Origin of the sequence: Pseudomonas sp. B21-051 (genome assembly GCF_024748795.1) — a bacterium.
In the GTDB taxonomy this organism is placed as follows: domain Bacteria; phylum Pseudomonadota; class Gammaproteobacteria; order Pseudomonadales; family Pseudomonadaceae; genus Aquipseudomonas; species Aquipseudomonas putida_A.
The window spans coordinates 2,354,751-2,378,326 of sequence record NZ_CP087166.1; the positions used below are offsets into that span (position 1 = coordinate 2,354,751).

19 protein-coding genes are annotated in these 23,576 nt (G+C 61.6%); 14 read left to right on the forward strand and 5 right to left on the reverse strand.

Features of this window, described 5'->3' with window-relative positions; genetic code table 11:
- Window positions 1-1,383, forward strand: coding sequence for a cysteine--tRNA ligase (gene cysS / locus LOY52_RS10555; protein WP_258679408.1), 1,383 nt, complete (start codon window positions 1-3; stop codon window positions 1,381-1,383).
- Window positions 1,384-1,487: 104 nt separating this feature from the next.
- Here the strand turns inward: cysS and LOY52_RS10560 are convergent, their stop codons facing one another.
- Entirely contained in the window at window positions 1,488-3,338 is a 1,851-nt protein-coding gene (locus LOY52_RS10560; RefSeq protein WP_258679409.1) for a sigma-54-dependent Fis family transcriptional regulator, read from the reverse strand.
- Between the two features lie 339 nt (window positions 3,339-3,677).
- Between LOY52_RS10560 and LOY52_RS10565 the strand changes: the two genes are divergently transcribed.
- The 6 genes from LOY52_RS10565 to LOY52_RS10590 are packed head-to-tail and all read left to right on the forward strand — an operon-like array spanning window position 3,678 to window position 9,628.
- Window positions 3,678-4,772, forward strand: a complete 1,095-nt coding sequence (locus LOY52_RS10565) for an ABC transporter ATP-binding protein (RefSeq protein ID WP_095138884.1) — start codon at window positions 3,678-3,680, stop codon at window positions 4,770-4,772.
- The gene (locus LOY52_RS10570; protein WP_258679410.1) at window positions 4,772-5,881 is read left to right on the forward strand and encodes an ABC transporter ATP-binding protein; all 1,110 of its coding nucleotides are present in this window, start codon (window positions 4,772-4,774) and stop codon (window positions 5,879-5,881) included. The genes LOY52_RS10565 and LOY52_RS10570 overlap by 1 nt, the downstream gene beginning before the upstream one ends.
- A complete protein-coding gene (locus LOY52_RS10575; protein ID WP_007961995.1) occupies window positions 5,878-6,744 on the forward strand; it encodes a carbohydrate ABC transporter permease in 867 nt (288 codons plus the stop codon). Before LOY52_RS10570 ends, LOY52_RS10575 begins: the two co-directional genes overlap by 4 nt.
- Before the next feature lie 10 nt (window positions 6,745-6,754).
- On the forward strand, window positions 6,755-7,555 hold the full coding sequence (locus LOY52_RS10580) for a carbohydrate ABC transporter permease (RefSeq protein ID WP_258679411.1): 801 nt from the start codon (window positions 6,755-6,757) through the stop codon (window positions 7,553-7,555).
- Between the two features lie 10 nt (window positions 7,556-7,565).
- Entirely contained in the window at window positions 7,566-7,838 is a 273-nt protein-coding gene (locus tag LOY52_RS10585) for a DUF2160 domain-containing protein (protein ID WP_027614647.1), read from the forward strand.
- A gap of 47 nt (window positions 7,839-7,885) precedes the next feature.
- Complete coding sequence (locus LOY52_RS10590; protein ID WP_247842031.1) at window positions 7,886-9,628, forward strand: ABC transporter substrate-binding protein; 1,743 nt, start codon at window positions 7,886-7,888, stop codon at window positions 9,626-9,628.
- 778 nt (window positions 9,629-10,406) lie between these two features.
- On the opposite strand, the gene LOY52_RS10595 is transcribed toward LOY52_RS10590, so the two are convergent.
- Both LOY52_RS10595 and LOY52_RS10600 read right to left on the reverse strand, forming a co-directional pair.
- Window positions 10,407-11,840 (reverse strand): heavy metal sensor histidine kinase, encoded by a 1,434-nt coding sequence (locus LOY52_RS10595; protein WP_258679412.1) that lies wholly within the window; start codon window positions 11,838-11,840, stop codon window positions 10,407-10,409.
- A complete protein-coding gene (locus tag LOY52_RS10600; protein WP_003223767.1) occupies window positions 11,837-12,511 on the reverse strand; it encodes a heavy metal response regulator transcription factor in 675 nt (224 codons plus the stop codon). Before LOY52_RS10600 ends, LOY52_RS10595 begins: the two co-directional genes overlap by 4 nt.
- A gap of 412 nt (window positions 12,512-12,923) precedes the next feature.
- Between LOY52_RS10600 and LOY52_RS10605 the strand changes: the two genes are divergently transcribed.
- The 5 genes from LOY52_RS10605 (at window position 12,924) to LOY52_RS10625 (ending at window position 19,451) form a co-directional block, all read left to right on the forward strand.
- The gene (locus tag LOY52_RS10605; RefSeq protein WP_258679413.1) at window positions 12,924-14,171 is read left to right on the forward strand and encodes a TolC family protein; all 1,248 of its coding nucleotides are present in this window, start codon (window positions 12,924-12,926) and stop codon (window positions 14,169-14,171) included.
- A gap of 49 nt (window positions 14,172-14,220) precedes the next feature.
- Window positions 14,221-15,414, forward strand: a complete 1,194-nt coding sequence (locus tag LOY52_RS10610) for an efflux RND transporter periplasmic adaptor subunit (RefSeq protein ID WP_258679414.1) — start codon at window positions 14,221-14,223, stop codon at window positions 15,412-15,414.
- A 15-nt stretch (window positions 15,415-15,429) separates the two neighbouring features.
- Window positions 15,430-18,579 (forward strand): CusA/CzcA family heavy metal efflux RND transporter, encoded by a 3,150-nt coding sequence (locus tag LOY52_RS10615; protein ID WP_258679415.1) that lies wholly within the window; start codon window positions 15,430-15,432, stop codon window positions 18,577-18,579.
- A gap of 255 nt (window positions 18,580-18,834) precedes the next feature.
- Entirely contained in the window at window positions 18,835-19,038 is a 204-nt protein-coding gene (locus tag LOY52_RS10620) for a co-regulatory protein PtrA N-terminal domain-containing protein (protein ID WP_258679416.1), read from the forward strand.
- 80 nt (window positions 19,039-19,118) lie between these two features.
- Entirely contained in the window at window positions 19,119-19,451 is a 333-nt protein-coding gene (locus LOY52_RS10625; RefSeq protein ID WP_258679417.1) for a DUF2790 domain-containing protein, read from the forward strand.
- A 54-nt stretch (window positions 19,452-19,505) separates the two neighbouring features.
- On the opposite strand, the gene LOY52_RS10630 is transcribed toward LOY52_RS10625, so the two are convergent.
- Complete coding sequence (locus tag LOY52_RS10630) at window positions 19,506-20,357, reverse strand: CAP domain-containing protein (protein ID WP_258679418.1); 852 nt, start codon at window positions 20,355-20,357, stop codon at window positions 19,506-19,508.
- Between the two features lie 199 nt (window positions 20,358-20,556).
- Here LOY52_RS10630 and LOY52_RS10635 point away from each other — a divergent pair, with 199 nt between their 5' ends.
- Window positions 20,557-21,177, forward strand: a complete 621-nt coding sequence (locus LOY52_RS10635; protein WP_258679419.1) for a cell wall hydrolase — start codon at window positions 20,557-20,559, stop codon at window positions 21,175-21,177.
- Here the strand turns inward: LOY52_RS10635 and LOY52_RS10640 are convergent.
- Window positions 21,174-22,061 (reverse strand): LysR family transcriptional regulator, encoded by an 888-nt coding sequence (locus tag LOY52_RS10640; protein WP_258679849.1) that lies wholly within the window; start codon window positions 22,059-22,061, stop codon window positions 21,174-21,176. The genes LOY52_RS10635 and LOY52_RS10640 overlap by 4 nt on opposite strands.
- Before the next feature lie 103 nt (window positions 22,062-22,164).
- Here LOY52_RS10640 and LOY52_RS10645 point away from each other — a divergent pair, with 103 nt between their 5' ends.
- A complete protein-coding gene (locus LOY52_RS10645) occupies window positions 22,165-23,559 on the forward strand; it encodes an MFS transporter (RefSeq protein WP_258679420.1) in 1,395 nt (464 codons plus the stop codon).
- Window positions 23,560-23,576 lie beyond the last annotated feature (17 nt).

The following is a 23,576-nucleotide window of genomic DNA, read 5'->3' on the forward strand; positions in this document are numbered from 1 at the left end:
GTGCTGACGATCTACAACACGCTCACCAAGAGCAAAGAAGTCTTCAAGCCGCTGGATGGCAACAAGGTGCGCATGTACGTGTGCGGCATGACCGTGTACGACTACTGCCACCTCGGCCACGGCCGCAGCATGGTCGCGTTCGACCTGGTGACCCGCTGGTTGCGGTTCAGCGGTTACGACCTGACCTACGTGCGCAACATCACCGACATCGACGACAAGATCATCAATCGTGCCCGCGAGAACGGTGAGTCGTTCGAAGCGCTGACCGAGCGCATGATCGCGGCGATGCACGAAGACGAAGCGCGCCTGAACATCAAGAAGCCGGACATGGAACCGCGCGCCACGGATCACATTCCGGGCATGCACGCGATGATCCAGACCCTGATCGACAAGGGCTTCGCCTACGCCCCGGGCAACGGTGACGTGTATTACCGCGTCGCCAAATTCATGGGTTACGGCAAGCTGTCGCGCAAGAAGATCGAAGACCTGCGCATCGGTGCACGCATCGAAGTCGACGAGTCGAAAGAAGACCCGCTGGATTTCGTCCTGTGGAAAGCCGCCAAGCCGGGCGAGCCGAGCTGGGAATCGCCGTGGGGTGCCGGGCGTCCGGGCTGGCACATCGAGTGCTCGGTGATGTCCACCTGCTGCCTCGGTGAGACCTTCGACATTCATGGCGGCGGCAGCGACCTCGAGTTCCCGCACCACGAAAACGAAATCGCCCAGAGCGAAGCGGCCACCGGCAAGACCTACGCCAACGCGTGGATGCATTGCGGCATGATCCGTATCAATGGCGAGAAGATGTCCAAGTCCTTGAACAACTTCTTCACCATTCGCGACGTGCTCGACAAGTACCACCCGGAAGTCGTGCGTTACCTGCTGGTGTCGAGCCACTACCGCAGCGCGATCAACTACTCGGAAGACAACCTCAAGGACGCCAAGGGCGCACTCGAGCGTTTCTACCACGCGTTGAAAGGCCTGCCGAGCGTCGCTCCGGCTGGCGGCGAAGCCTTCGTCGAGCGTTTCACCACGGTGATGAACGACGACTTCGGCACGCCGGAAGCCTGCGCCGTGCTGTTCGAGATGGTGCGTGAGATCAACCGTCTGCGCGAGAGCGATCTCGACGCGGCGGCCGGTCTGGCGGCACGTCTGAAAGAACTGGCGAGCGTGCTGGGCGTGTTGCAGCTGGAAGCCGATGACTTCCTGCAGGCGGGCGCCGAAGGGCGTGTCGATGCGGCTGAAGTCGACGCACTGATTGCTGTACGTCTGGCGGCACGCGCCGGCAAGGACTGGGCCGAATCCGACCGCATCCGCGACCAGCTCACCGCCATGGGCGTGGTGCTGGAAGACGGCAAGGGCGGCACGACCTGGCGTCTGGCTGACTGATAGCTTGATCCGCTTTAAAAACAAAACCCGCCTTGTGCGGGTTTTTGTTTATGCGCATGGCTTAATTACTGCAGTGCCAGGGCTGATGCCTTCGCGAGCAGCAGTCAGCTCTCCGCCTGCCGCAAGCGCTTGTAGAGCGTATTGCGGCTAACCCCCAACCGCCGTGCCAGATGCGAAATATTGCCCCCGGCTGCTTTCAACTCGCGGTTCAACGCCTCGGCATCATTCAGATCCAACCCCAGCGGCTGCACGCTCTCCACCGGCTCCATCTCCAGATCGACAAAAAAGTCATCCGGCAGATGCTCCGGCCGCACCGGTTGTTCCTCGGCCATCGCCAGCGCCACCTGCATCACGCTGCTGACCTGACGCAGATTGCCCGGCCACGGATGCCGGCCGAACAGCTCCAGCACTTCGCGGCTGAGCCCGGCCCATTGCGTCGGTTCGCGATGTTGTTCCCACAAGCGTTTGAACAGCGCCTCTTTATCACTGCGCTCTCTGAGTGGTGGCAGTTCCAGTGTCAAACCGCCAATTCGGTAGTACAAGTCCTCACGAAATCGGCCCAATTGCACTTGCTCGCGTAAAGAGCGGTTGGTCGCCGAGATGATCCGCAGATCCACCGGGAACAATTCGCTGCTGCCTACCGGTTGCACACAGCGCTCCTGCAACACTCGCAACAACCGCGCCTGAGTCGGCAATGGCATGTCGCCGATTTCGTCGAGGAAGAGGGTGCCTTTGTCAGCTTTGCGGATCAGGCCGATGCTGCCTTTCTGGTTGGCGCCGGTGAACGCGCCTTTTTCATAGCCGAACAGTTCTGACTCCACCAGTTCGGCGGGGATCGCCGCGCAGTTGACGGCGATGAATGCCTGCTTGCTGCGCGAGCTGGCCTGGTGCAGGGCTTTGACGAAGACTTCCTTGCCGACTCCGGTTTCACCGTGGATCAGCAGCGGGATGTCTTTCTCCAACAGGCGTTCGGCCTGGCGCACGGCTTTCTCGACGCGGCTGTCGCCAAAGTGCAGGGAATTGAGGCTGATCGTTCCCGGCAGTTTGATCGGCGCTGCGGCGGGCTTGGATTCGGCAAATACCCGGGGCTGGATCGCAGCCTGTTTCGGTCGCTTCAACAAACACTGAAAACGGTTGCGCCCGGAGGTCTGCAGGGCGAACGGCAAGCCGTCGGGCTGATTCAACAGCTCCAGCAGCGACACGTTGAACAGGCTCTCGACACTGACCCGCGACAGGCGCACGCCGAGCAGATTGTCGGCCCGGCGATTAGCCGACAGTACCTGACCGCTCTCATCGAAAATCAGCAACCCGGCCCACTGACTGTCGAGATTGTTCAACCCGGTGTTGAAGGTCAGTTGAAAGTGCTGGCCATGGAACAGGTTGAGGATCAGCCGGTTCTCCACGGTCTGGCTCATCATCTTGACCATGCCCAGCGTGTGCGAGGGCGGCAGATAGCTGTCGCTGGACACGTCGAGCACGGCGATGACCTTGCGCTCGGCATCGAAAATCGGCGCGGCGGAGCCGGTCATGAAACGGTTGGCTTTCAGAAAGTGTTCATCGTGCTCGATGTGCACCGCCTGTTCGCAGGCCAGCGCGGTGCCGATCGCATTGGTGCCGCTGCAGCGCTCCATCCAGCTCGCCCCGGCCTGAAACCCCCGAGCCAGGTTCGGCTCGATAAAACGCTGGGTGCCCCAAGAGGTCAGCACCTGGCCCTGATGGTCGGCGAGCATGATCAGGCAGTTGGAGTTGCTGAGGATGTTCTCGTAGTACGGCAGCACTTCCTGATGGGTGGTTTGCACCAGCGCGTGGTGACTGTCGAGTAGCTGCGCAATGCCCGCGGCGGGCAATTGATCGAAGGCCGGGGTGCTTTGGTGGTCAAGGCCGAAGGCGCGGCAACGTTGCCAGGAGGTCTGGACAATCGCGTCGTGGGACAGCGGCGGGGCAGGTGCGGCCATGGTGGTGGGCCTCTGATGCAGCGTTTTTATTATTGTTATGACCCACACATTTCCCCTGTAGGAGCTGCCGCAGGCTGCGATCTCTTGATCTTGTTCTTAAAAACAAAAGTCAAAAGATCGCAGCCTGCGGCAGCTCCTACAGGGGGTGTGAACAGTTCATAGAGTGTTGTTCACAATTGTTCATTGTCAATCGCCCAACTGTTCAAATGTGTTCAGCAATGAACGCCCATTCCCCGCGTTTTCAGCTCTTTTCACGACAAATCAACCACTTGCCATTTCTGGCACGAATGTCGCTCTGCTGCACAGGTCGCTTGACTCCAATAAAAAAAAGGCCGAGCCATGTCACTCACCCTGGAGCACGTCAGTCGTACCGTCGAGGGCCAGACCTGGATCGACGATGCCTGCCTGAAATTCGAACCCGGATCCTTCAACGTTCTGCTCGGCCGCACGCTGTCCGGCAAGACCAGCCTGATGCGCCTGATGGCAGGCCTGGACAAGCCCGACAGCGGCCGGATCCTGATGAACGGCGTCGACGTCACCCAGCGCCCGGTGCGCCTGCGCAACGTGTCGATGGTTTATCAGCAGTTCATCAATTACCCGACCATGACCGTGTTCGAAAACATCGCCTCGCCGCTGCGTCAGGCCGGTGTTTCCAAAGAAATCATCCATAGCAAAGTGCTGGAAACCGCGAAGATGCTCCGCATCGAGAAGTTCCTGCAGCGCTATCCGCTGGAACTCTCCGGCGGCCAGCAGCAGCGCACGGCGATGGCCCGGGCGCTGGTCAAGGACGCCGAGCTGATCCTGTTCGACGAGCCGCTGGTCAACCTCGATTACAAGCTGCGCGAAGAACTGCGCCAGGAAATGCGCGAGCTGTTCAAGCTGCGCCACACCATCGCGATCTACGCCACCACCGAGCCCAACGAAGCGTTGGCGCTGGGCGGCACCACGACGATCCTGCACGAAGGCCGGGTGATCCAGAGCGGCCCGTCGACCTCGGTCTACCACCAGCCGCAAACCGTGCTGGCGGCGGAGTTGTTCTCCGAACCGCCGATCAACCTGATGCCCGGGCGCATCGCCGGCAACGAAGTCAGCTTCGCCAACTTCGTGCACTTCCCGTTGAACGTCGATCTGCGCCCGGTAGGCGAGGGCGAGTTTCGCTTTGGCGTGCGCCCCAGCCATATCTCGCTGGTGCCGAGCAACGATGACGATCTGGAGCTGGCGGTTACCGTCGAAGTGGCGGAAATCAGCGGCTCGGAAACCTTCCTGCATGTGCGCAACGAGCATTTCCTGCTGGTGCTGCACCTGCCGGGGGTTCACGAGTACGACGTCGATGCGCCGATCCGCATCTACATCCCGACTCACAAACTGTTCGTGTTCGATGCGCAGGGCCGTCTGGTGCAGGCACCGGGCCAACGTGTCGCGAGGGTTGCCTGATGGCCGAAATCCGTTTGCAGCACCTCGCCCACAGCTACAGCAAGCAGCCGAGCGGGCCTGACGATTACGCGATCCGCGAGATGGACCACATCTGGGAGCAGGGCGGCGCCTATGCCTTGCTCGGCCCTTCGGGTTGCGGCAAATCCACCCTGCTCAACATCATTTCCGGCCTGCTCAGCCCCTCGCAAGGGCATGTGCTGTTCGATGGCAAAGCGGTCAACGACCTGACCCCGGAGAAGCGCAACATCGCTCAGGTGTTCCAGTTCCCGGTGGTCTACGACACCATGACCGTGTTCGACAACCTGGCCTTTCCCCTGCGCAATCAGGGCATGGCCGAGGCGAAAGTGCACAGCAAGGTGCAGGAAATCGCCGAAGTCCTCGACCTGCAAAATCTGCTGAGCAAGAAGGCGCGCAACCTCACCGCCGACGAAAAACAGAAAGTCTCCATGGGCCGTGGCCTGGTGCGTGACGACGTCTCGGCGATCCTCTTCGACGAGCCGCTGACGGTGATCGACCCGCACCTGAAGTGGAAACTGCGACGCAAGCTCAAGCAGATCCACGAGCAGTTCAACATCACCATGGTCTACGTCACCCACGATCAACTGGAGGCCTCGACCTTCGCCGACAAGATCGCGGTGATGTACGGCGGACAGATCGTGCAGTTCGGCACGCCTCGGGAATTGTTCGAGCGGCCGAGCCATACCTTTGTCGGCTACTTCATCGGCAGCCCGGGGATGAACCTGATCGAGGTGCAGCCGCAGCCGGGCGGGGTCGGTTTCGCTTCGACGCGCTTGCCACTGTCCGACGCCTTGCAACGGCATATCGAACACGGTCAGTGGAAAAATCTGAAGGTCGGCATCCGCCCGGAGTTCATCCATGTCTGGGACGAGCCGTTCGATGAGGCGATGCAGGCGCGGGTGGTCCACGTCGAAGACCTTGGCACCTACAAGATCCTCACCCTCGACCTCGATGGCGCGCCGCTGAAGGTGCGTCTGGCCGAAGACAAACCGGTGCCGCAGGGCACGGCGTATATCAGTTTTCCGGCGCAGTGGCTGATGGTTTATGCCGATGAGTTTCTGCTTGAAGCCGACGACGAGGTGCAACCATGAACAAGGTGCAGAACAACAAGGCCTGGTGGCTGGTGTTGCCGGTGTTTCTGCTGGTGGCGTTCAGTGCGGTGATCCCGATGATGACCGTGGTCAACTATTCGGTGCAGGACATTTTCGACCAGTCCAGCCGCTACTTCGTCGGTGCCGACTGGTACAAACAGGTGCTGCTCGATCCGCGTCTGCATGACTCGCTGTTGCGCCAGTTCATTTATTCGGCCTGCGTGCTGTTGATCGAAATTCCGTTGGGTATCGCCGTCGCCCTGACCATGCCAACCAAGGGCCGCTGGTCGTCGGTGGTGCTGATCATTCTGGCGATTCCGTTGCTGATCCCGTGGAACGTGGTCGGCACCATCTGGCAGATCTTCGGCCGCGCCGATATCGGTCTGCTCGGCTCGAGCCTGAATGCGCTGGGCATCAGCTACAACTACGCGGCCAACACCATGGACGCCTGGGTGACGGTGCTGGTGATGGACGTCTGGCACTGGACTTCGCTGGTGGCGCTGCTGTGTTTCTCCGGGCTGCGGGCGATTCCCGATGTGTATTACCAGGCAGCGCGGATCGACCGCGCCTCGGCCTGGGCAGTGTTCCGCCATATTCAGTTGCCGAAGCTGAAGAGCGTGCTGCTGATCGCGGTGATGCTGCGCTTCATGGACAGTTTCATGATCTACACCGAGCCGTTCGTGCTCACCGGCGGCGGGCCGGGCAATGCCACGACTTTCCTCAGTCAGACCTTGACGCAGATGGCGGTCGGCCAATTCGATCTGGGGCCGGCAGCGGCGTTTTCGCTGGTGTACTTCCTGATCATCCTGCTGGTCTCGTGGCTGTTCTACACCGCCATGACCCATTCCGACGCCAATCGCTGAGGGCCCGGCCATGAGCAAGAGAAAGCTTATTCCGTTGCTGGTGTACATCCTGTTCCTGCTGGTGCCGATCTACTGGTTGCTGAACATGTCGTTCAAGAGCAACACCGAAATTCTCGGCGGCTTGACCCTGTTCCCCCAGGATTTCACCTGGCACAACTACAAGGTGATTTTCACCGACCCGAGCTGGTACAGCGGTTATCTCAATTCGCTGTATTACGTCAGCCTGAACACGGTGATCTCGCTGAGTGTGGCGTTGCCGGCGGCCTATGCGTTTTCGCGCTATCGCTTCCTCGGCGACAAGCACCTGTTCTTCTGGCTGCTGACCAACCGCATGGCGCCACCGGCGGTGTTTCTGTTGCCGTTCTTCCAGCTCTATTCGTCGATCGGGCTGTTCGACACACACATCGCCGTGGCCTTGGCGCACTGCCTGTTCAACGTGCCGCTGGCGGTGTGGATTCTGGAGGGCTTCATGTCCGGGGTGCCCAAGGAAATCGACGAAACCGCGTACATCGACGGCTACAGTTTCCCCAAGTTCTTCGTGAAGATTTTCATCCCGCTGATCGGTTCCGGAATCGGCGTCACGGCGTTCTTCTGCTTCATGTTTTCCTGGGTCGAACTGCTGCTGGCGCGCACGCTGACCTCGGTCAACGCCAAACCGATTGCCGCGGTGATGACACGCACGGTTTCCGCTTCGGGCATCGACTGGGGCGTGCTGGCGGCGGCGGGGGTACTGACCATCCTGCCGGGCATGCTGGTGATCTGGTTTGTTCGCAACCACGTGGCCAAGGGCTTTGCCCTCGGTCGGGTCTGAGGGACGCATGATGGAATGGATGAGCTGGACCACCCCCACGGCGGGGTTCTTTATCGCCATCGGCCTGCTGCTGGTGGGCATGACCACCTGGGAATTGCGCTCGCCGAGCATCCTGCGACGCGGTTTTCTGCCGATTGCCACCACCCGTGGCGATCGCTTGTTCATCGGTCTTCTCGGCAGCGCCTACCTGCATCTGCTGGTAATCGGCGTCACCGACTGGAGCATCTGGGTAGCGTCCGCGCTGTCTCTGGTGTGGCTGTTGGTTGTGATGCGCTGGGGCTAGTCGAGTCGCTCGGCAATCGTGCTCCGTAACTCAAACTGGAGGTCTCTATGTTCGACAAAAACAATAAGCTGCGACATAGCATTTCATTGGCAGCCTTGCTGGCACTCAGCGGTTTGAGCGCATCGGCCTGGGCCGATGCCTACGAAGACGCTGCGAAAAAATGGATCGGCAGCGAGTTCAAACCGTCGACCCTGACGGCCGATCAACAACTCGAAGAACTGAAGTGGTTCATCAAGGCCGCCGAGCCGTTTCGCGGCATGGAAATCAAAGTGGTTTCCGAGACCCTGACCACCCACGAATACGAGTCCAAGGTGCTGGCCAAGGCCTTCACCGAAATCACCGGGATCAAGCTCACCCACGACCTGCTACAAGAAGGCGACGTGGTGGAAAAAATGCAGACGGTGATGCAGTCGGACAAGAACATCTACGACGGCTGGGTCAACGACTCGGACCTGATCGGTACGCACTTTCGCTACGGCAAGACCGAATCGATCACCGACCTGATGGCCAACGAAGGCAAGAACTTCACCTCGCCAACCCTCGACATCAAGGACTTCATTGGCATCTCGTTCACCACCGCGCCGGACGGCAAGATCTATCAACTGCCCGACCAGCAGTTCGCCAACCTGTACTGGTTCCGCGCCGACTGGTTCGAACGCGCCGATCTGAAAGCCAAGTTCAAGGAAAAGTATGGCTACGAATTGGGCGTGCCGGTGAACTGGTCAGCCTATGAAGACATCGCCAAATTCTTCAGCGAAGACGTCAAGGAAATCGATGGCAAGCGCGTCTACGGGCACATGGATTACGGCAAGAAAGACCCGTCGCTGGGCTGGCGCTTCACCGATGCCTGGTTCTCCATGGCCGGTGGCGGCGACAAGGGTTTGCCCAACGGCTTGCCGGTGGACGAGTGGGGGATTCGCGTCGAGGACTGCCATCCGGTCGGTTCCAGCGTGACCCGCGGCGGCGACACCAACGGCCCGGCGGCAGTGTTCGCCACGCAGAAATACGTCGACTGGCTCAAGGCCTACGCGCCACCGGAAGCGGCGGGCATGACTTTCTCCGAGTCCGGCCCGGTGCCGTCGCAGGGCAATATCGCTCAGCAGATCTTCTGGTACACCGCGTTCACCGCCGACATGACCAAACCGGGCCTGCCGGTGGTCAACGCCGACGGCACGCCGAAATGGCGCATGGCGCCGTCGCCGCGCGGGCCGTATTGGGAAGAGGGCATGAAGCTCGGCTATCAGGACGTGGGTTCGTGGACGTTCATGAAATCCACGCCTGAGAAACAGAAACTCGCGGCGTGGCTGTACGCGCAGTTCGTCACCTCGAAAACCGTGTCGCTGAAGAAAACCATCGTCGGCCTGACGCCAATTCGCGAGTCGGATATCAACTCGCAGGCGATGACCGATCTGGCGCCGAAACTCGGCGGTCTGGTCGAGTTCTACCGCAGCCCGGCCCGCGTGCAATGGACTCCGACCGGCACCAACGTGCCGGACTATCCGCGCCTGGCGCAGCTGTGGTGGAGCCACATCGCCGAAGCGGCCAGCGGCGAGAAGACTCCGCAACAGGCGCTGGACGGCCTGGCCAAGGATCAGGACGCAATCATGACCCGCCTCGAACGCTCCAAGGCCCAAGCGGTGTGCGCCCCGAAAATGAACCCGGAACGCGACGCACAGTACTGGTTCGACCAGCCAGGCGCACCGAAACCGAAACTGGCCAACGAGAAGCCGAAGGGCGAGACCGTGAGCTATAACGAACTGCTGAAATCCTGGGCGGATGCGCGTAAGTGACAGGAGAACTGTGAAAGGCGAACGGCACCGTAAGGTGCCGTTTTTTTTTGCCTGATCTACCGTAATCGCTTGCAGGCAAGCTCCCACAGGTTTCAGTGGTGTCCACAAAACCCCCAAAACACCCCGACCCTCTGTAGGAGCTGCCGCAGGCTGCGATCTTTTGCTCCTGATCTTCAAAGGCCAAGGCAAAAGATCGCAGCCTGCGGCAGCTCCTACAGGACATCGGTCAATGCCAGCTTCATGTTTGAATTTCTTCAAAGGTATCAAGCGTGGCGTCAGGCCCGGGTAAAACTGGATTAACTGTGGGAGCTGGCAAGCCAGCTCCCACAGGTTTCAGTGGTGTCCACAAAACCCCAAAACACCCCGACTCCCTGTAGGAGCTGCCGCAGGCTGCGATCTTTTGCTCCTGATCTTCAAGGGCCAAAGCAAAAGATCGCAGCCTGCGGCAGCTCCTGCAGGACATCGGTCAATCCCAGCTTCATGTTTGAATTTCTTCAAAGGTATCAAGCGTGGCGTCAGGCCCGGGTAAAACTGGATTAACTGTGGGAGCTGGCAAGCCAGCTCCCACAGGTTTCAGTGGTGTCCACAAAAAACCCAAAACACCCCGACCCTCTGTAGGAGCTGCCGCAGGCTGCGATCTTTTGCTCCTGATCTTCAAAGGCCAAAGCAAAAGATCGCAGCCTGCGGCAGCTCCTACAGGACATCGGTCAATCCCAGCTTCATGCTTGAATTTCTTCAAAGGTATCAAGCATAGCGTCAGGCCCGGGTACACCGCGATTCACTGTGGGAGCTTGCCTGCAAGCGATGGGGCCATGGGTGTCACCGCAGGAAAACCGAGGCGGAATACGGTCATGACGCCGGGCAAGCTCTTCACCTCCGCCACGCCCTGATGCAGGCTCATGATCGAACGCACGATCGCCAGTCCCAGCCCGGTGCTGCCCTGCGAGCGCGAGCGGGCGCTGTCGACGCGGTAGAAGCGGTCGAACAGATGCGGCAGATGTTGCGCCTCGATGCCGGCGCCGGGATTGCTGACCAGCAGTGAAGCCTGCGTCGCGCCTTGCTCGATCAGCAAGGTGATGGTTTTGCCGTTCGGGCAATGACGCAGCGCATTCGACAGCAGATTGGAAATCGCCCGCTGGATCATCAGCCGATCGCCCAGCACCAATGCGCTGCCAACAACTTTCAAGTGAATCTGCTTGTCCTGCGCCGACAGCGCAAACATCTCCGCAACCTTCGCCGCTTCCGCCTCCAGCGCCACCGATTCAAACGGCGCCAGTGCCGACGGATGACTGACCTGCGCGAGAAACAGCATGTCGGAAACAATCCGCGCCACGCGCTCCAGCTCCTCGATGCACGACACCAGCACGTCCTGGTATTCCTCACTCGTGCGCTCGCGAGACAGCGTCACCTGGGCCTTGCCCATCAGATTGTTGATCGGCGTGCGCAGCTCGTGCGCCAGGTCATCGGAGAACTGTGACAACTGCTGCACCCCGGCATCCAGTCGATGCAGCATGAAGTTGATGCCCTGCGCCAGTTCGCTCAACTCCTGCGGCATGTTCACCACCGACAGCCGATGCTCCAGATCCTGCGTCGAGACCCTCGCCGCCACCTTGCGAAACTCGCGCAGCGGCGCCAGTCCACGCTGCACCGCGCCCCACGCCGTCAGGCCGATGAACACCAGCAACAGCGGCAAGGCAATCAGCGTCGAGCGCAGATAGGCGCTGAGCAGCGCCTGATCGTGCGCGTTGTCCATCGATAGCAGCACCGGCACGCTGCTGCCGTCCTTGAGGCGAATCAGCTTCGACGCGGTAAGGAACTTCGCACCCTCGTCATCGATGCTGTCGCTATAGGCCAACTGCTCGGTAGTGCCTCGCACCGCGCGCAATTCGGCGCGTGGATCCTTCAGTCCCGAGCCGGATTTGAGCAGCGGCGAACGCAGATTCGAACGGTCATAAATCGTCAGCGTCAGGTTGTCATGACCCATGACCTGATCGAGCAGAATGTGCGGCTTGCCACTGACTTCGTTGGCGTCGACGTACAGCGACAGGCTGTGTTCCACCTGCGCCATCTTCTTTTGCAGGCTGTCGCGCGACAGCGCATTCAGCTCATGAGTCAGGGCGAAATAGGCAAGGATCGCCAGAAACACCACCAACAGCGCGCCGAGAATACTCACCGTCAAACCGAGGCGCATCGACAGGCTGGCCGGCTTCATTCCCGCGCCTCCAGCACGTAGCCGACACCGCGCAGGGTGTGGATCAGCTTGTTGTCGAACGGGTCATCGATTTTCGCCCGCAAGCGCCGGATCGACACTTCGACAACGTTGGTGTCGCAGTCGAAATTCATGTCCCACACCAGCGAGATGATCTGCGTACGGGTCAGCACCTCGCCGGACTGGCGCATCAGCAAGTGCAGCAGGGCGAATTCCTTGGTGGTCAGGTCGATGCGCTGCTCGCCACGAAACGCCCGATGCCGGCCCGGATCAAGCTCCAGATCAGCGACTTTCAACACTTGCGGCACCGGGATGTTTTCGCTGCGGCGCATCAGGGTGCGGACCCGCGCCAGCAGTTCGGGAAACTCGAACGGCTTGACCAGGTAGTCGTCGGCGCCCAGATCCAGACCGCGAATCTTGTCCGCCAACCGCCCGCGCGCGGTGAGCATCATCACCCGCGTCGAGTGGGTGCGGCGCAGTTGTTCCAGCACGCCCCAGCCGTCGAGTTCCGGCAAGTTCACGTCGAGAATGATCAGGTCATACGCCTGCTGTTGCGCCAGATGCAATCCATCGGCACCGGTGGCGGCGTGGTCAACGATATAACCACTTTCGGTCAAACCCTGATGCAAGTATTCGGCAGCTTTAAGCTCGTCCTCGACGACAAGGATTCGCATGATCTATCACCACTTTTATTTGAGGGATATTTAATTAAGGTGGCCGGGAAAGTTGTTGTTTTTGTAAGGTCTTCCGGACGCTGTTCAATCACTGAATGACGAACACGGTAAAGGCTGTAGTGGCTACAGGGTCAACCTCGGAGGCCTTTAAAACGGCCATCCGCGACAGCCTGTCGCAGCCTGAATGCGCCAACAGACATGTATTGCATTCAGGCAAGTGCTGTTCGGCAGATAACTACCGAGTATTTGTTTCCATGTATTGCGGCAAAGCCTTTTGCACTTCGCATCCTAGAACAAAACAACTTTGCTGAACCGTGGATAACGGATTTGTAATGTTCCAGTCACCTTGTCGATAAGTTCAAAACCCTAACGTGGCGGCATCGAAAAATCCTGAATTAAAGGAAGCCCTCCATTGCCCGGTTTAATTGAACTGACGGCGCGATCACGCCTGAACAAAACCGCCAGCGGCCTCTTGTTGCTGGCGTGCAGCAGCCTGGCCAGCGCATCGACCCTGACCCTCGATCAGGCCCTGCAAAGTGCCTTCGCCGGCAACCCCGATCTCGCCGCCGCGCAGTGGGAAATCGGCATAGCCGAAGGCGACCGCCAACAGGCCGGGCTGATCCCCAATCCCGAGGTGTCGTGGGAGGCCGAAGACACCCGGCGCAACTCGCGCACCACCACGGTGATGCTCAGCCAGCCGATTGAACTGGGCGGCAAACGCGGTGCGCGCATCGATGTCGCCAGCCGCGCGCAGGACGCCGCCAGCATCGAGCTGGAGCGCAAGCGCAATGCCTTGCGCGCCGATGTGATTCAAGCGTTCAACAGTGCGCAAACCGCGCAGCAACGCTTGCAGCTGGCGCGCCAGTCGCTGCAACTGGCCGAGCACGGTTTGCGCGTGGCCCAAGGGCGGATCGAGGCCGGTAAATCGTCGCCGGTCGAAGGCACCCGGGCGCAAGTGCAGCTCTCCGAAGTGCGCCTGGAGGTGAGCCGCGCCGAACGCGATCAAGCCAACGCCTATCAGCAACTGGCGCAAGTCATGGGCGCGCCGTTACCGACCTCGACCAACGTCCAGGTCGCCACGCCAAACCTCGCCACGCTGCCGCCGCCCGGCCGTTTGCTCGAGCGTCTGAACCAGACCGCCGAGCTGCGTCTGGCGAAACTGCAGATCGATCAGCGCGAAGCCTCGTTGGGCCTGGAAAAGTCCCAGCGCATTCCCGACCTGACCGTGAGCATCGGCAGCCAGTACAGCGAAACCGAGCGCGAGCGGGTCAACGTGGTCGGGCTGTCGATGCCGATTCCGCTGTTCAACCGTAATCAGGGCAACGTGCTCGCCGCCGCACGGCGCAGCGATCAGGCGCGGGATCTGCGCAACGCCACCGAGTTGCGTTTGCGCACCGAAGTCCAGACCAGCCTTGAGCAATGGCAGACCGCCAACGGCGAAGTCAACGCGTTCAATCAGACCATCCTGCCCGCCGCACAAAGCGCAGTGGACAGCGCCACGCGCGGTTTCGAAATGGGCAAGTTCGGCTTCCTCGACGTGCTCGACGCCCAACGCACCCTGATCGCCGCGCGCAGCCAGTACATCCAGGCCGTCAGCGAGGTGACCGACGCCCGCGTGCGCCTGGAACGGATCTTCGGCGACCTCAGCGTCAGCCCTTGAATTTCACTGTTCAGACAACTGCGCGATGGCACGGCGCAGAGGAGTTTCCATGGATAAAAAACTGATGGTGGTCGCGGTGGCGACCTTGGCGCTGGGCATTGGCCTCGGTTCGATGTGGCCGGCCCATTCAACTATCGACGCGCATGCCGATGAGGCTGCCGAACACGCGGATCACGCCGAGGAGGGCGCTGCCGCCGAAGGCGAACATGCCGAAGAAGGCCACATCGAATTGAGCGCCGAGCAGATCGCCGCCGCAGGCATTCAACTGGCCGAGGCGCGGGCGCAGAGCATCAGTCTCGGCCTGTCGTTTCCCGGCGAAGTGCGCTTCGACGAGGACCGCACTGCGCACGTCGTGCCGCGCGTACCGGGGGTGGTCGAGACGGTGGCGGTCAACCTCGGGCAAGCGGTGAAGAAGGGCCAGTTGCTGGCCGTGATCGCCAGCCAGCAAATCTCCGATCAGCGCAGCGAGCAGGCTGCCGCGCAACGGCGTCTGGCCTTGGCGCGCACCACCTACGAGCGCGAGAAAAAACTGTGGCAGGACAAGATTTCCGCCGAGCAGGATTTCCTCCAGGCGAAGCAAGCGTTGGAAGAGGCGGAAATCGCCATGAACAACGCCCGGCAGAAAATCAGCGTACTCAGCGGCAGCGTGGTCGCCACCGGCGGCAATCGCTACGAACTGCGCGCGCCGTTCGACGGCGTGGTGGTGGAAAAACACCTGACGCCGGGCGAGGTGGTCGATGAGACCACGGCAGCGTTCACCCTTTCGGACTTGTCCCGCGTGTGGGTGACCTTCGGCGTTTCGCCCAAGGATCTGACCCAGGTGCAGGTGGGCAAACCCGTCACCGTCAGCGCGCCTGAACTGAAGGCCGAAGTGACCGGCAACGTGGCTTACGTCGGCAGCCTGCTCGGCGAACAAACGCGCACCGCGACCGTACGCGTGACGCTGGAAAACCCGCAGGGTTCATGGCGCCCGGGGCTGTTCGTCACCGCACGGGTCGCGACCGAGAGCCGCCAGGCCAAAGTCGCGGTGCCGGAAACCGCGATCCAGACCGTCGAGGACAAACCCACGGTATTCGTGCGTACCGACGACGGCTTCAAGGCGCAGGCGGTGGAGCTGGGCAGCCGCGCCGCCGGCCACGTCGAGGTCACCCAAGGGCTGGAACCGGGAGTGCAAGTCGCCAGCGCCGGCAGCTTCGTCCTCAAGTCGGAGCTGGGCAAAGCCTCAGCCGAGCACAGTCATTAATTCTGGAAGGTCCCCATGTTCGAACGCCTGATCCGGTTTGCCATCGAGCAGCGCATCATCGTGCTGCTCGCCGTTCTGCTCATGGCCGGCCTCGGTATCGCCAGTTATCAGAAACTGCCGATCGACGCCGTGCCCGACATCACCAACGTCCAGGTGCAGATCAACACCGGCGCCGCCGGGTTCTCGCCGCTTGAGACCGAGCAGCGCATCACCTTCCCGATTGAAACCGCGATGGCCGGTTTGCCGGCGCTGGAGCAGACCCGTTCGCTGTCGCGTTCCGGGCTGTCGCAAGTGACGGTGATCTTCAAGGACGGCACCGACCTGTTCTTCGCTCGCCAACTGGTCAACGAGCGTCTGCAGATCGCCAGGGAGCAATTGCCTGAAGGCGCGGAAGCAGTGATGGGGCCGATCTCAACCGGCCTCGGTGAAATCTTTCTGTGGACGGTCGAGGCGCAGGAGGGCGCGTTGAAGGACGACGGCACTGCCTACACGCCGACCGATCTGCGGGTGATTCAGGACTGGATCATCAAACCGCAATTGCGCAACGTGCCGGGCGTCGCCGAGATCAACACCATTGGTGGTTTCGCCAAGGAATACCAAATCGCGCCGGACCCGAAACGCCTCGCCGCGTACAAGCTCACGCTCACCGATCTGATCACCGCACTGGAGCGCAACAACGCCAATGTCGGCGCCGGGTACATCGAGCGCAGCGGCGAGCAGTTGCTGATCCGCGCACCAGGGCAAGTGGCGAGCACCGAGGACATTGCCAACATCGTCATGGCCAATGTCGATGGCACGCCGATCCGGGTGAAGAACGTCGCCACGGTGGAAATAGGCCGTGAGTTGCGCAGCGGTGCGGCCACCGAAAATGGTCGTGAAGTGGTGCTCGGCACCGTGTTCATGCTGATCGGCGAGAACAGCCGCACCGTGTCGCAAGCCGTCGCGAGCAAGCTTGAACAGATCAATAAATCCCTGCCGCAAGGCGTGATCGCCGTGCCCGTGTACGACCGCACGCACCTGGTCGACAAAGCCATCGCCACAGTGAAAAAGAACCTGATCGAAGGCGCGATTCTGGTGATCGCGATTCTGTTCCTGTTCCTCGGCAACATCCGCGCCGCGCTGATCACTGCGATGGTGATTCCGCTGTCGATGCTGTTCACCTTCACCGGCATGTTCAGCAACAAGGTCAGCGCCAACCTGATGAGCCTCGGCGCGCTGGACTTCGGCATCATCGTCGATGGCGCGGTGGTGATCGTCGAAAACACCCTGCGTCGTCTGGCGCATGCGCAGCAGCACCACGGCCGCTTGCTGACCCGTGCCGAACGTTTCAAGGAAGTCTTCGCCGCCGCAAAGGAGGCGCGACGACCGCTGATTTTCGGCCAGTTGATCATCATGGTGGTGTACCTGCCGATCTTCGCCCTGAGCGGCGTCGAAGGGAAAATGTTCCACCCGATGGCGTTCACCGTGGTCATCGCGCTGCTCGGTGCGATGCTGCTGTCGGTGACCTTTGTGCCGGCGGCGATTGCACTGTTCGTCACCGGCAAGGTCAAGGAAGAGGAGGGCGCGGTGATGCGCGGCGCACGTCGGGTGTATGCGCCGGCGCTGGCCTGGGTCATGGCCCATCGCACGGTTGCGGTGGGCGCGGCGCTAGGTGTGATCGTGCTCAGCGGCGTGCTCACCAGCCGCATGGGCAGCGAGTTTGTGCCGAGCCTCAGTGAGGGGGATTTTGCCCTGCAAGCACTGCGCGTGCCGGGCACCAGCCTGACGCAATCGGTGGACATGCAGCAGCGCCTGGAGACGCTGATCCTGGCTAAAGTGCCGGAGGTTGAACGGGTGTTCGCCCGCACCGGTACGGCGGAAATCGCTTCCGACCCGATGCCGCCGAACATCTCTGACAGCTACGTGATGCTCAAACCGAAGGATCAATGGCCAGACCCGAACAAGTCCCGCGAAACCCTGATGGCCGAACTGCAAGCCGCCGCCGCGACGCTGCCGGGCAGCAACTATGAACTGTCGCAGCCGATCCAGTTGCGTTTCAACGAACTGATCTCCGGCGTGCGCAGCGATGTCGCGGTGAAGGTGTTCGGCGATGACATGGACGTGCTCAACGCCACGGCAGCGAAGATCGCGGCGGCGATGCAAAAGGTCGATGGCGCCTCTGAAGTGAAGGTCGAGCAGACCACCGGGCTGCCGGTGCTGACCATCAACATCGATCGCGACAAGGCGGCGCGTTATGGCCTCAACGTTGGCGATGTGCAGGACACCATCGCCGTCGCAGTGGGGGGTCGGCAGGTTGGCACCTTGTACGAGGGCGATCGGCGCTTCGACATGGTGGTGCGCTTGTCCGACGCCATGCGCAAGGACATCGACGGCTTGTCGGCGCTGCTGATTCCGGTGCCGGCGCTGAACGGTGCGGCGAACCAGATTGGGTTTATTGCACTGAAGGACGTCGCCAGCCTCGACCTGGTGCTCGGGCCGAACCAGGTCAGCCGCGAAAACGGCAAGCGTCTGGTGATCGTCAGCGCCAACGTGCGCGGGCGGGATATCGGCTCGTTCGTCAGCGAGGCGGGTGCGCTGATCGAGCGCGAGGTGCAGGTGCCGGCCGGTTACTGGACCAGTTGGGGCGGGCAGTTCGAGCAACTGCAATCGGCGGCCAAGCGCTTGCAGATCGTGGTGCCGGTGGCGTTGCTGCTGGTGTTCGGCTTGTTGTTCATGATGTTCAACAATCTGAAGGATGGGCTGCTGGTGTTTACCGGGATTCCGTTTGCGCTGACCGGTGGGGTGATGGCGCTGTGGCTGCGGGATATTCCGTTGTCGATTTCGGCGGGCGTGGGGTTTATCGCGTTGTCCGGGGTGGCGGTGCTCAACGGGTTGGTGATGATTGCGTTCATTCGCAATCTGCGCGAGGAGGGACGGTCGCTGGCGGAGGCGATCAACGTCGGCGCGCTGACGCGCTTGCGGCCAGTATTGATGACCGCGCTGGTGGCGTCGCTGGGGTTTATTCCGATGGCGCTGGCGACGGGCACCGGTGCTGAAGTGCAGCGGCCGCTGGCGACGGTGGTGATTGGCGGGATTCTGTCCTCGACGATCCTTACATTGCTGATCTTGCCGGCGCTGTACCAGATCGCCCATCGCCGGGATGAGGACGTCACACCTATCCAATAGAACAACCCCAAACCCTGTGGCGAGGGAGCTTGCTCCCGCTGGACTGCGCAGCAGGCCCGCTTTTCTCAAGAAGAGCGAGGGCCGCTGCGCGCCCCAGCGGGAGCAAGCTCCCTCGCCACAAATGTTTCTCTGGCCGGAATCTCTCGGCGTGGCTGCCGAACTTGCCACATTACGAATCTGTAATTCCCCCGCCACCGTCACGAAAGGTGCGCCTTGTTACCTTGATCCCGTCTGTTACTTAACGAGGAATCAACCATGAAATTCGCCCGACTGAGTGCCTTTGCAACCGCCCTGATGCTGTCGTCCCTGGCCATGGCCGAAGGCGGTGGTGACCGCACGTTCGACCGGATGATGAGCGCCAATGATCGCGCCGTGGAGCTGTTCGTGGCCAAGGAAAAAACCGCTGCCAACCCGGTGGTGGTCAATGAAAAGAAAGAGCAGAAAACTCAGGATCTTTAACACTGCGTGAGCCTGAAACAAGCCCGTCATCGCGCATCGCTGCCGGGCTTTTTTTGAGTCTGGATGGGAAGGAGATGGAGATGAAAATGCTTAAGTCGATAGTGTTCGCTGGCGTCATGGCGCTGTCCGTGAATGCACTGGCCGAGGGCGGCGGTGATCGCACCTTCGAGCGCGCGTTCAGCGCCAACGCCAAAGCCATGGAGCAATACGCGGCTGAACGCGGCAAAGCGGCGCCGGTGGTCACCGAATACGAATACAGAATGAAGCTCGATGTGGTGAAAATCGTCAGCGTGGTGAAGCCGCAGCCAGCGTGCTCGGTGGTGCCTACGGCCATGACCTACGAAGATTCGCGGGGGCAGCTCAATACGCTCAAGTACAGCGTGGCGGGTGTGTGCCGCAATAGCGGTGGCTGACCAGCGCCTGATGCCTGCAGGCGCTGTCGCAGGAGTGGTGCATCAGCTAGCGGATTACTGTGCACCAAACATAGCGGTCCAGTAGATCCCGGCGCTGCTTTTCGGATCGGTCGCGTATGCGGCGCCGAGTTCCTTGTATTGCGGGTTCATCAGGTTGGCGCAGTGGCCGGGACTGGCGAGCCAGCCGTCGACGACTTTGCGCACGGTGTCTTGCCCGGCGGCGATGTTTTCGCCGACCAGTTGCCCACTGTAGCCGGCCAGTTCGGCACGGTCACCGGGTGTGCGGCCGTCGCGGTCCTTGTGGTCGAAGTAGTTGTTGTTGGCCATGTCGCGGCTGTGATCCTGGGAGATCGTCCCCAGGCTCGCGTTCCACGCCAGTGGCCCGGCAGCGGCAAAGGCCTGGCCGCCGCATTGGCGCGGCTGGACGCGGGCGGCGTTGAGTTGTTCCAGCAACTTCTGGCCTTCGCTCTGCGCATCGCCGAGTTTCGCCGAGAGCAACGGTCGCGCCAGCACAATGCGCCAGTCACGATCAGCACGGCTGACACCGACATCGACGAACTGCGGGTCCAGCACCACCTGGCAGAAACTTTCCTGAATCGCCTTCATCGCCGACCCTGCATCCCGTGGGCCGTTGAGGGTGATCGCCTGCACGTTGACCATCGGATAGCTGGCGCTGGCCATGGCCTGTTGCAGATCAACCATACCGGTTGCCGGTAGTCTCAGCCGTGGGTCGGCCGACAGCGGTGGCAATTCACTGGACGCCTGGCTGCCGCAACGCTGCGGTTGGCTACGGTAGGCATTGATCGACTCGATCAGTTGCGACTCGTCGGCAGCCATGGCCGAAGCGGCCACGGCCAACCCCACGGACAGCGCGGCAAGACGCAAAACGGATGGCATGAAGCGCATGGAAATCTCCCTTGAGCTGAGTGCGTTCATGATGCGCGAAATGGCCCGGGGGAGTGCAATGTCTTTTTCTTCACCGAGCGGATTTTTCTGCGGAACGTTGCGCCGGTATTTGCCGTCTACACTCTCCGAAGACCCCGGGAGCCGGGCGTCTCCCCGACGAAACACCTTGCCCGGAACGGGCGCTGCCGGAAGAACTGACATGGGATTGAAATGGTTGGCTGGCTGTTTCGCATTAACCCTGATGGCCGGTGTTGTAAGCGCCACTGAACAGGCGCCGATCAAGGCCAAGGCCGAAGAGAAAGCCCAGGTGCTGGAAGAAAAAGCCGCCGACAAAGTCAGCGCGGCGCCGGCGCCCAAATCCGAAGCGATCACCCCCACCGAAGTGCAGGCGGTTGACCCCGCCGGCACCGCGCCGCTGGACGATCCGATCACCTGCCTGGCGCGCAGTATCTACTGGGAAGCCAAGGGCCGCGACACGCTGGAAATGGAGGCGGTGGCCAACGTGGTGATGAACCGCCTCGGCCATGACGGCTTCCCCGACACCGTGTGTGCAGTGGTCAAACAAGGGTCGGAAACCAAGAGCTGCCAGTTTTCCTGGTGGTGCGATGGCAAGGCCGATCAGGTCAAGGAAGATGCCGAATACACCCTGGCCAAGGGCATCGCCGGCAAGGCCCTCAACCGCCAGTTGCCGGATCGCACCCATGGCGCACTGTATTTTCACGATCGCAAGGTGCATCCGAGCTGGGCCAGGGAGTACAAAAAGACCGCCGCGGTCGGCAAATTCCTCTTCTATAAACCGGCTGGCGGCGATGCGCGCTAGAGGCAGACCTCCCGCACACAGTTGCGCAGCCAGCGGTGCGCCGGGTCGGCGTCCATCCGTGGGTGCCAGAGCATCGACACACTGATCGGCGGCATCTTGAAGGGCAGGGCGAAGCTGTGCAGGCCCATGCGCAGCTTGCTGGTGTGACGCTCTGGAACCGTGGCGATCAGGTCTGATTCGCGGACCAGTGTCAGCGCCGCCGAAAAGCCGCCGAATGACGTGACGATATCCCGCGTCAGCCCCGTGGCGAGCAGCGCTTCGTCAACCGGGCCGCTGCTGCGTCCGCGCCGTGAGATCAGAATGTGCTGGCCGCCGGCAAAGCGTTTGCTGCTGATCTTGCCCGAGCTCAACGGATGGTCTTCGCGGACCACACCGATCCAGTGATCCTCAAACAGAATGCGGCTGTGCAGCGTCGGGTCAGTGCTGTCGTCGACCACGCCGGTCTCCAGATCGACCCGGCCTTCGCGCAGCGGCGTGCTGTCCTTGTCGGCTTTCTGCACAAAGCGCAGGCGCACGCCGGGTGCTTCTTCAGCGATGCGCGCGAGCAGCGCGGCGGCGAAGGTTTCGACAAAACCGTCGGTGTTGCGCAGGGTGAAGGTGCGCTGCAACTGGCCGGGATCGAGCACTTCGGCGGGGCGCAACAGCGCCTCGGCTTCCTGCACCAGAGCGCTGACCCGCTCACGCAATTCCAGCGCTCGCGGGGTCGGCACCAGACCTCGGCCGGCGCGTACCAGCAACGGATCGCCAGTGGTTTCACGCAGACGGGCCAGGGCGCGACTCATCGCGGACGGGCTCAGCCGCAGAATGTGCGCGGCGCGGGCGACGCTGCCTTCGCGCAACAACACGTCGAGGGTGATCAACAGGTTCAGATCCGGTGCGCTCATGACGTGGCGTTCCATGCAGGTATCAAGTGCAAAGCATGCGTCTTGCGCCTTGCCTTGTCGAGACGCAGGCTATGCTGTCTGACCTTTGCACCAGGAGCGCCCGATGCCCGGATCCCCCTTGCCCCCTCAAGCCCGCTGGGCGCTGACCAGTCTGGCGCTGTCGATGTTGATGCCGTCGCTGGACACCAGCATCGCCAATGTCGGATTACCGACGCTGGCGGCAGCGTTCAATGCGACATTTCAACAGGTGCAGTGGATCGTGCTGGCGTACCTGCTGGCGGTCACCACGTTGATTGTCAGTGTCGGGCGCCTGGGCGATGTGTTCGGGCGGCGACGCCTGCTGCTGATCGGCATCGGCATTTTTACCAGTGCTTCGTTGTGCTGCGCGTTGGCGCCCGGGTTGGGCTGGTTGATCGGCGCACGGGCCGTGCAAGGCCTTGGCGCGGCGATCATGTTCGCCTTGACGGTGGCACTGGTGGCGGATGCGGTGCCCAAGGCGCGGGCGGGCAGTGCGATGGGCTTGCTGGCAACCATGTCGGCCACCGGCACCAGCCTCGGGCCGTCGCTGGGTGGTCTGCTGATCGCGCATGTCGGCTGGCCGTCGATCTTTGTCCTCAACGTGCCGCTGGGCCTGCTCAATGCGTGGCTGGTTTATCGCTTTCTGCCGGCGGATCGCCCGGCGCGGTCGCGAGTGGCGTTTGATTATCTCGGCAGCGCAGTGTTGGTGATGACGCTGGCGGCCTACGCGCTGGCGATGACGGTTGATGGATTCACCCTGATGTTGCTGCTGGTCAGCCTGTGCGGCGCAGGGGTGTTTATCGCGGTCGAGATGAACGCCAGGGCGCCGCTGATTCGTCTGTCATTGTTCGCCGACGCGCGTCTGAGCAGCAGCCTGGCGCTGACGTTGCTGGTGACGACGGTGATGATGACCACGCTGGTGGTCGGGCCGTTTTACCTGAGCCGCGGGTTGGGACTGGGCAGCACCGTGGTCGGTCTGGCGTTGTCGGTCGGCCCGCTGCTGGCGGCATGCGGCGGGGTGCCGGCGGGGCGTCTGGTGGACCGCTTCGGCGCACAGCGGGTGGTCCCGGGGGCGTTGTTTGGGTTGGCCGGTGGTTGCAGTTTGTTGGCGTTGTTGCCGATGAGTCTCGGTCTGCCGGCGTATCTGCTGCCGATGGCTGTGATTGCCAGCAGCTACGCGTTGTTCCAGGCGGCGAACAATACCGGGTTGATGGCGACGGTCAGTCAGGATCAGCGCGGCGTGGTATCGGCCTTGCTCGGGCTGTCACGCAATCTCGGTCTGATCACCGGCGCGGCGGTCATGGGCGCGGTGTTTGCCTTCGCTACGGGCGACCCGACGCAAGCCCCGGCCGAAGTCATCGGCAGCGGCTTGCACAGCACGTTTGGTGGTGCGGCGGCGTTGATGGTTGTGGCCCTGATCATCAGCCGAACCCGCATCACCCGTGGAAGCGGCCAGCCCAGCCAAAACGCTGCTGACTGAAACAAACCCCTGTAGGA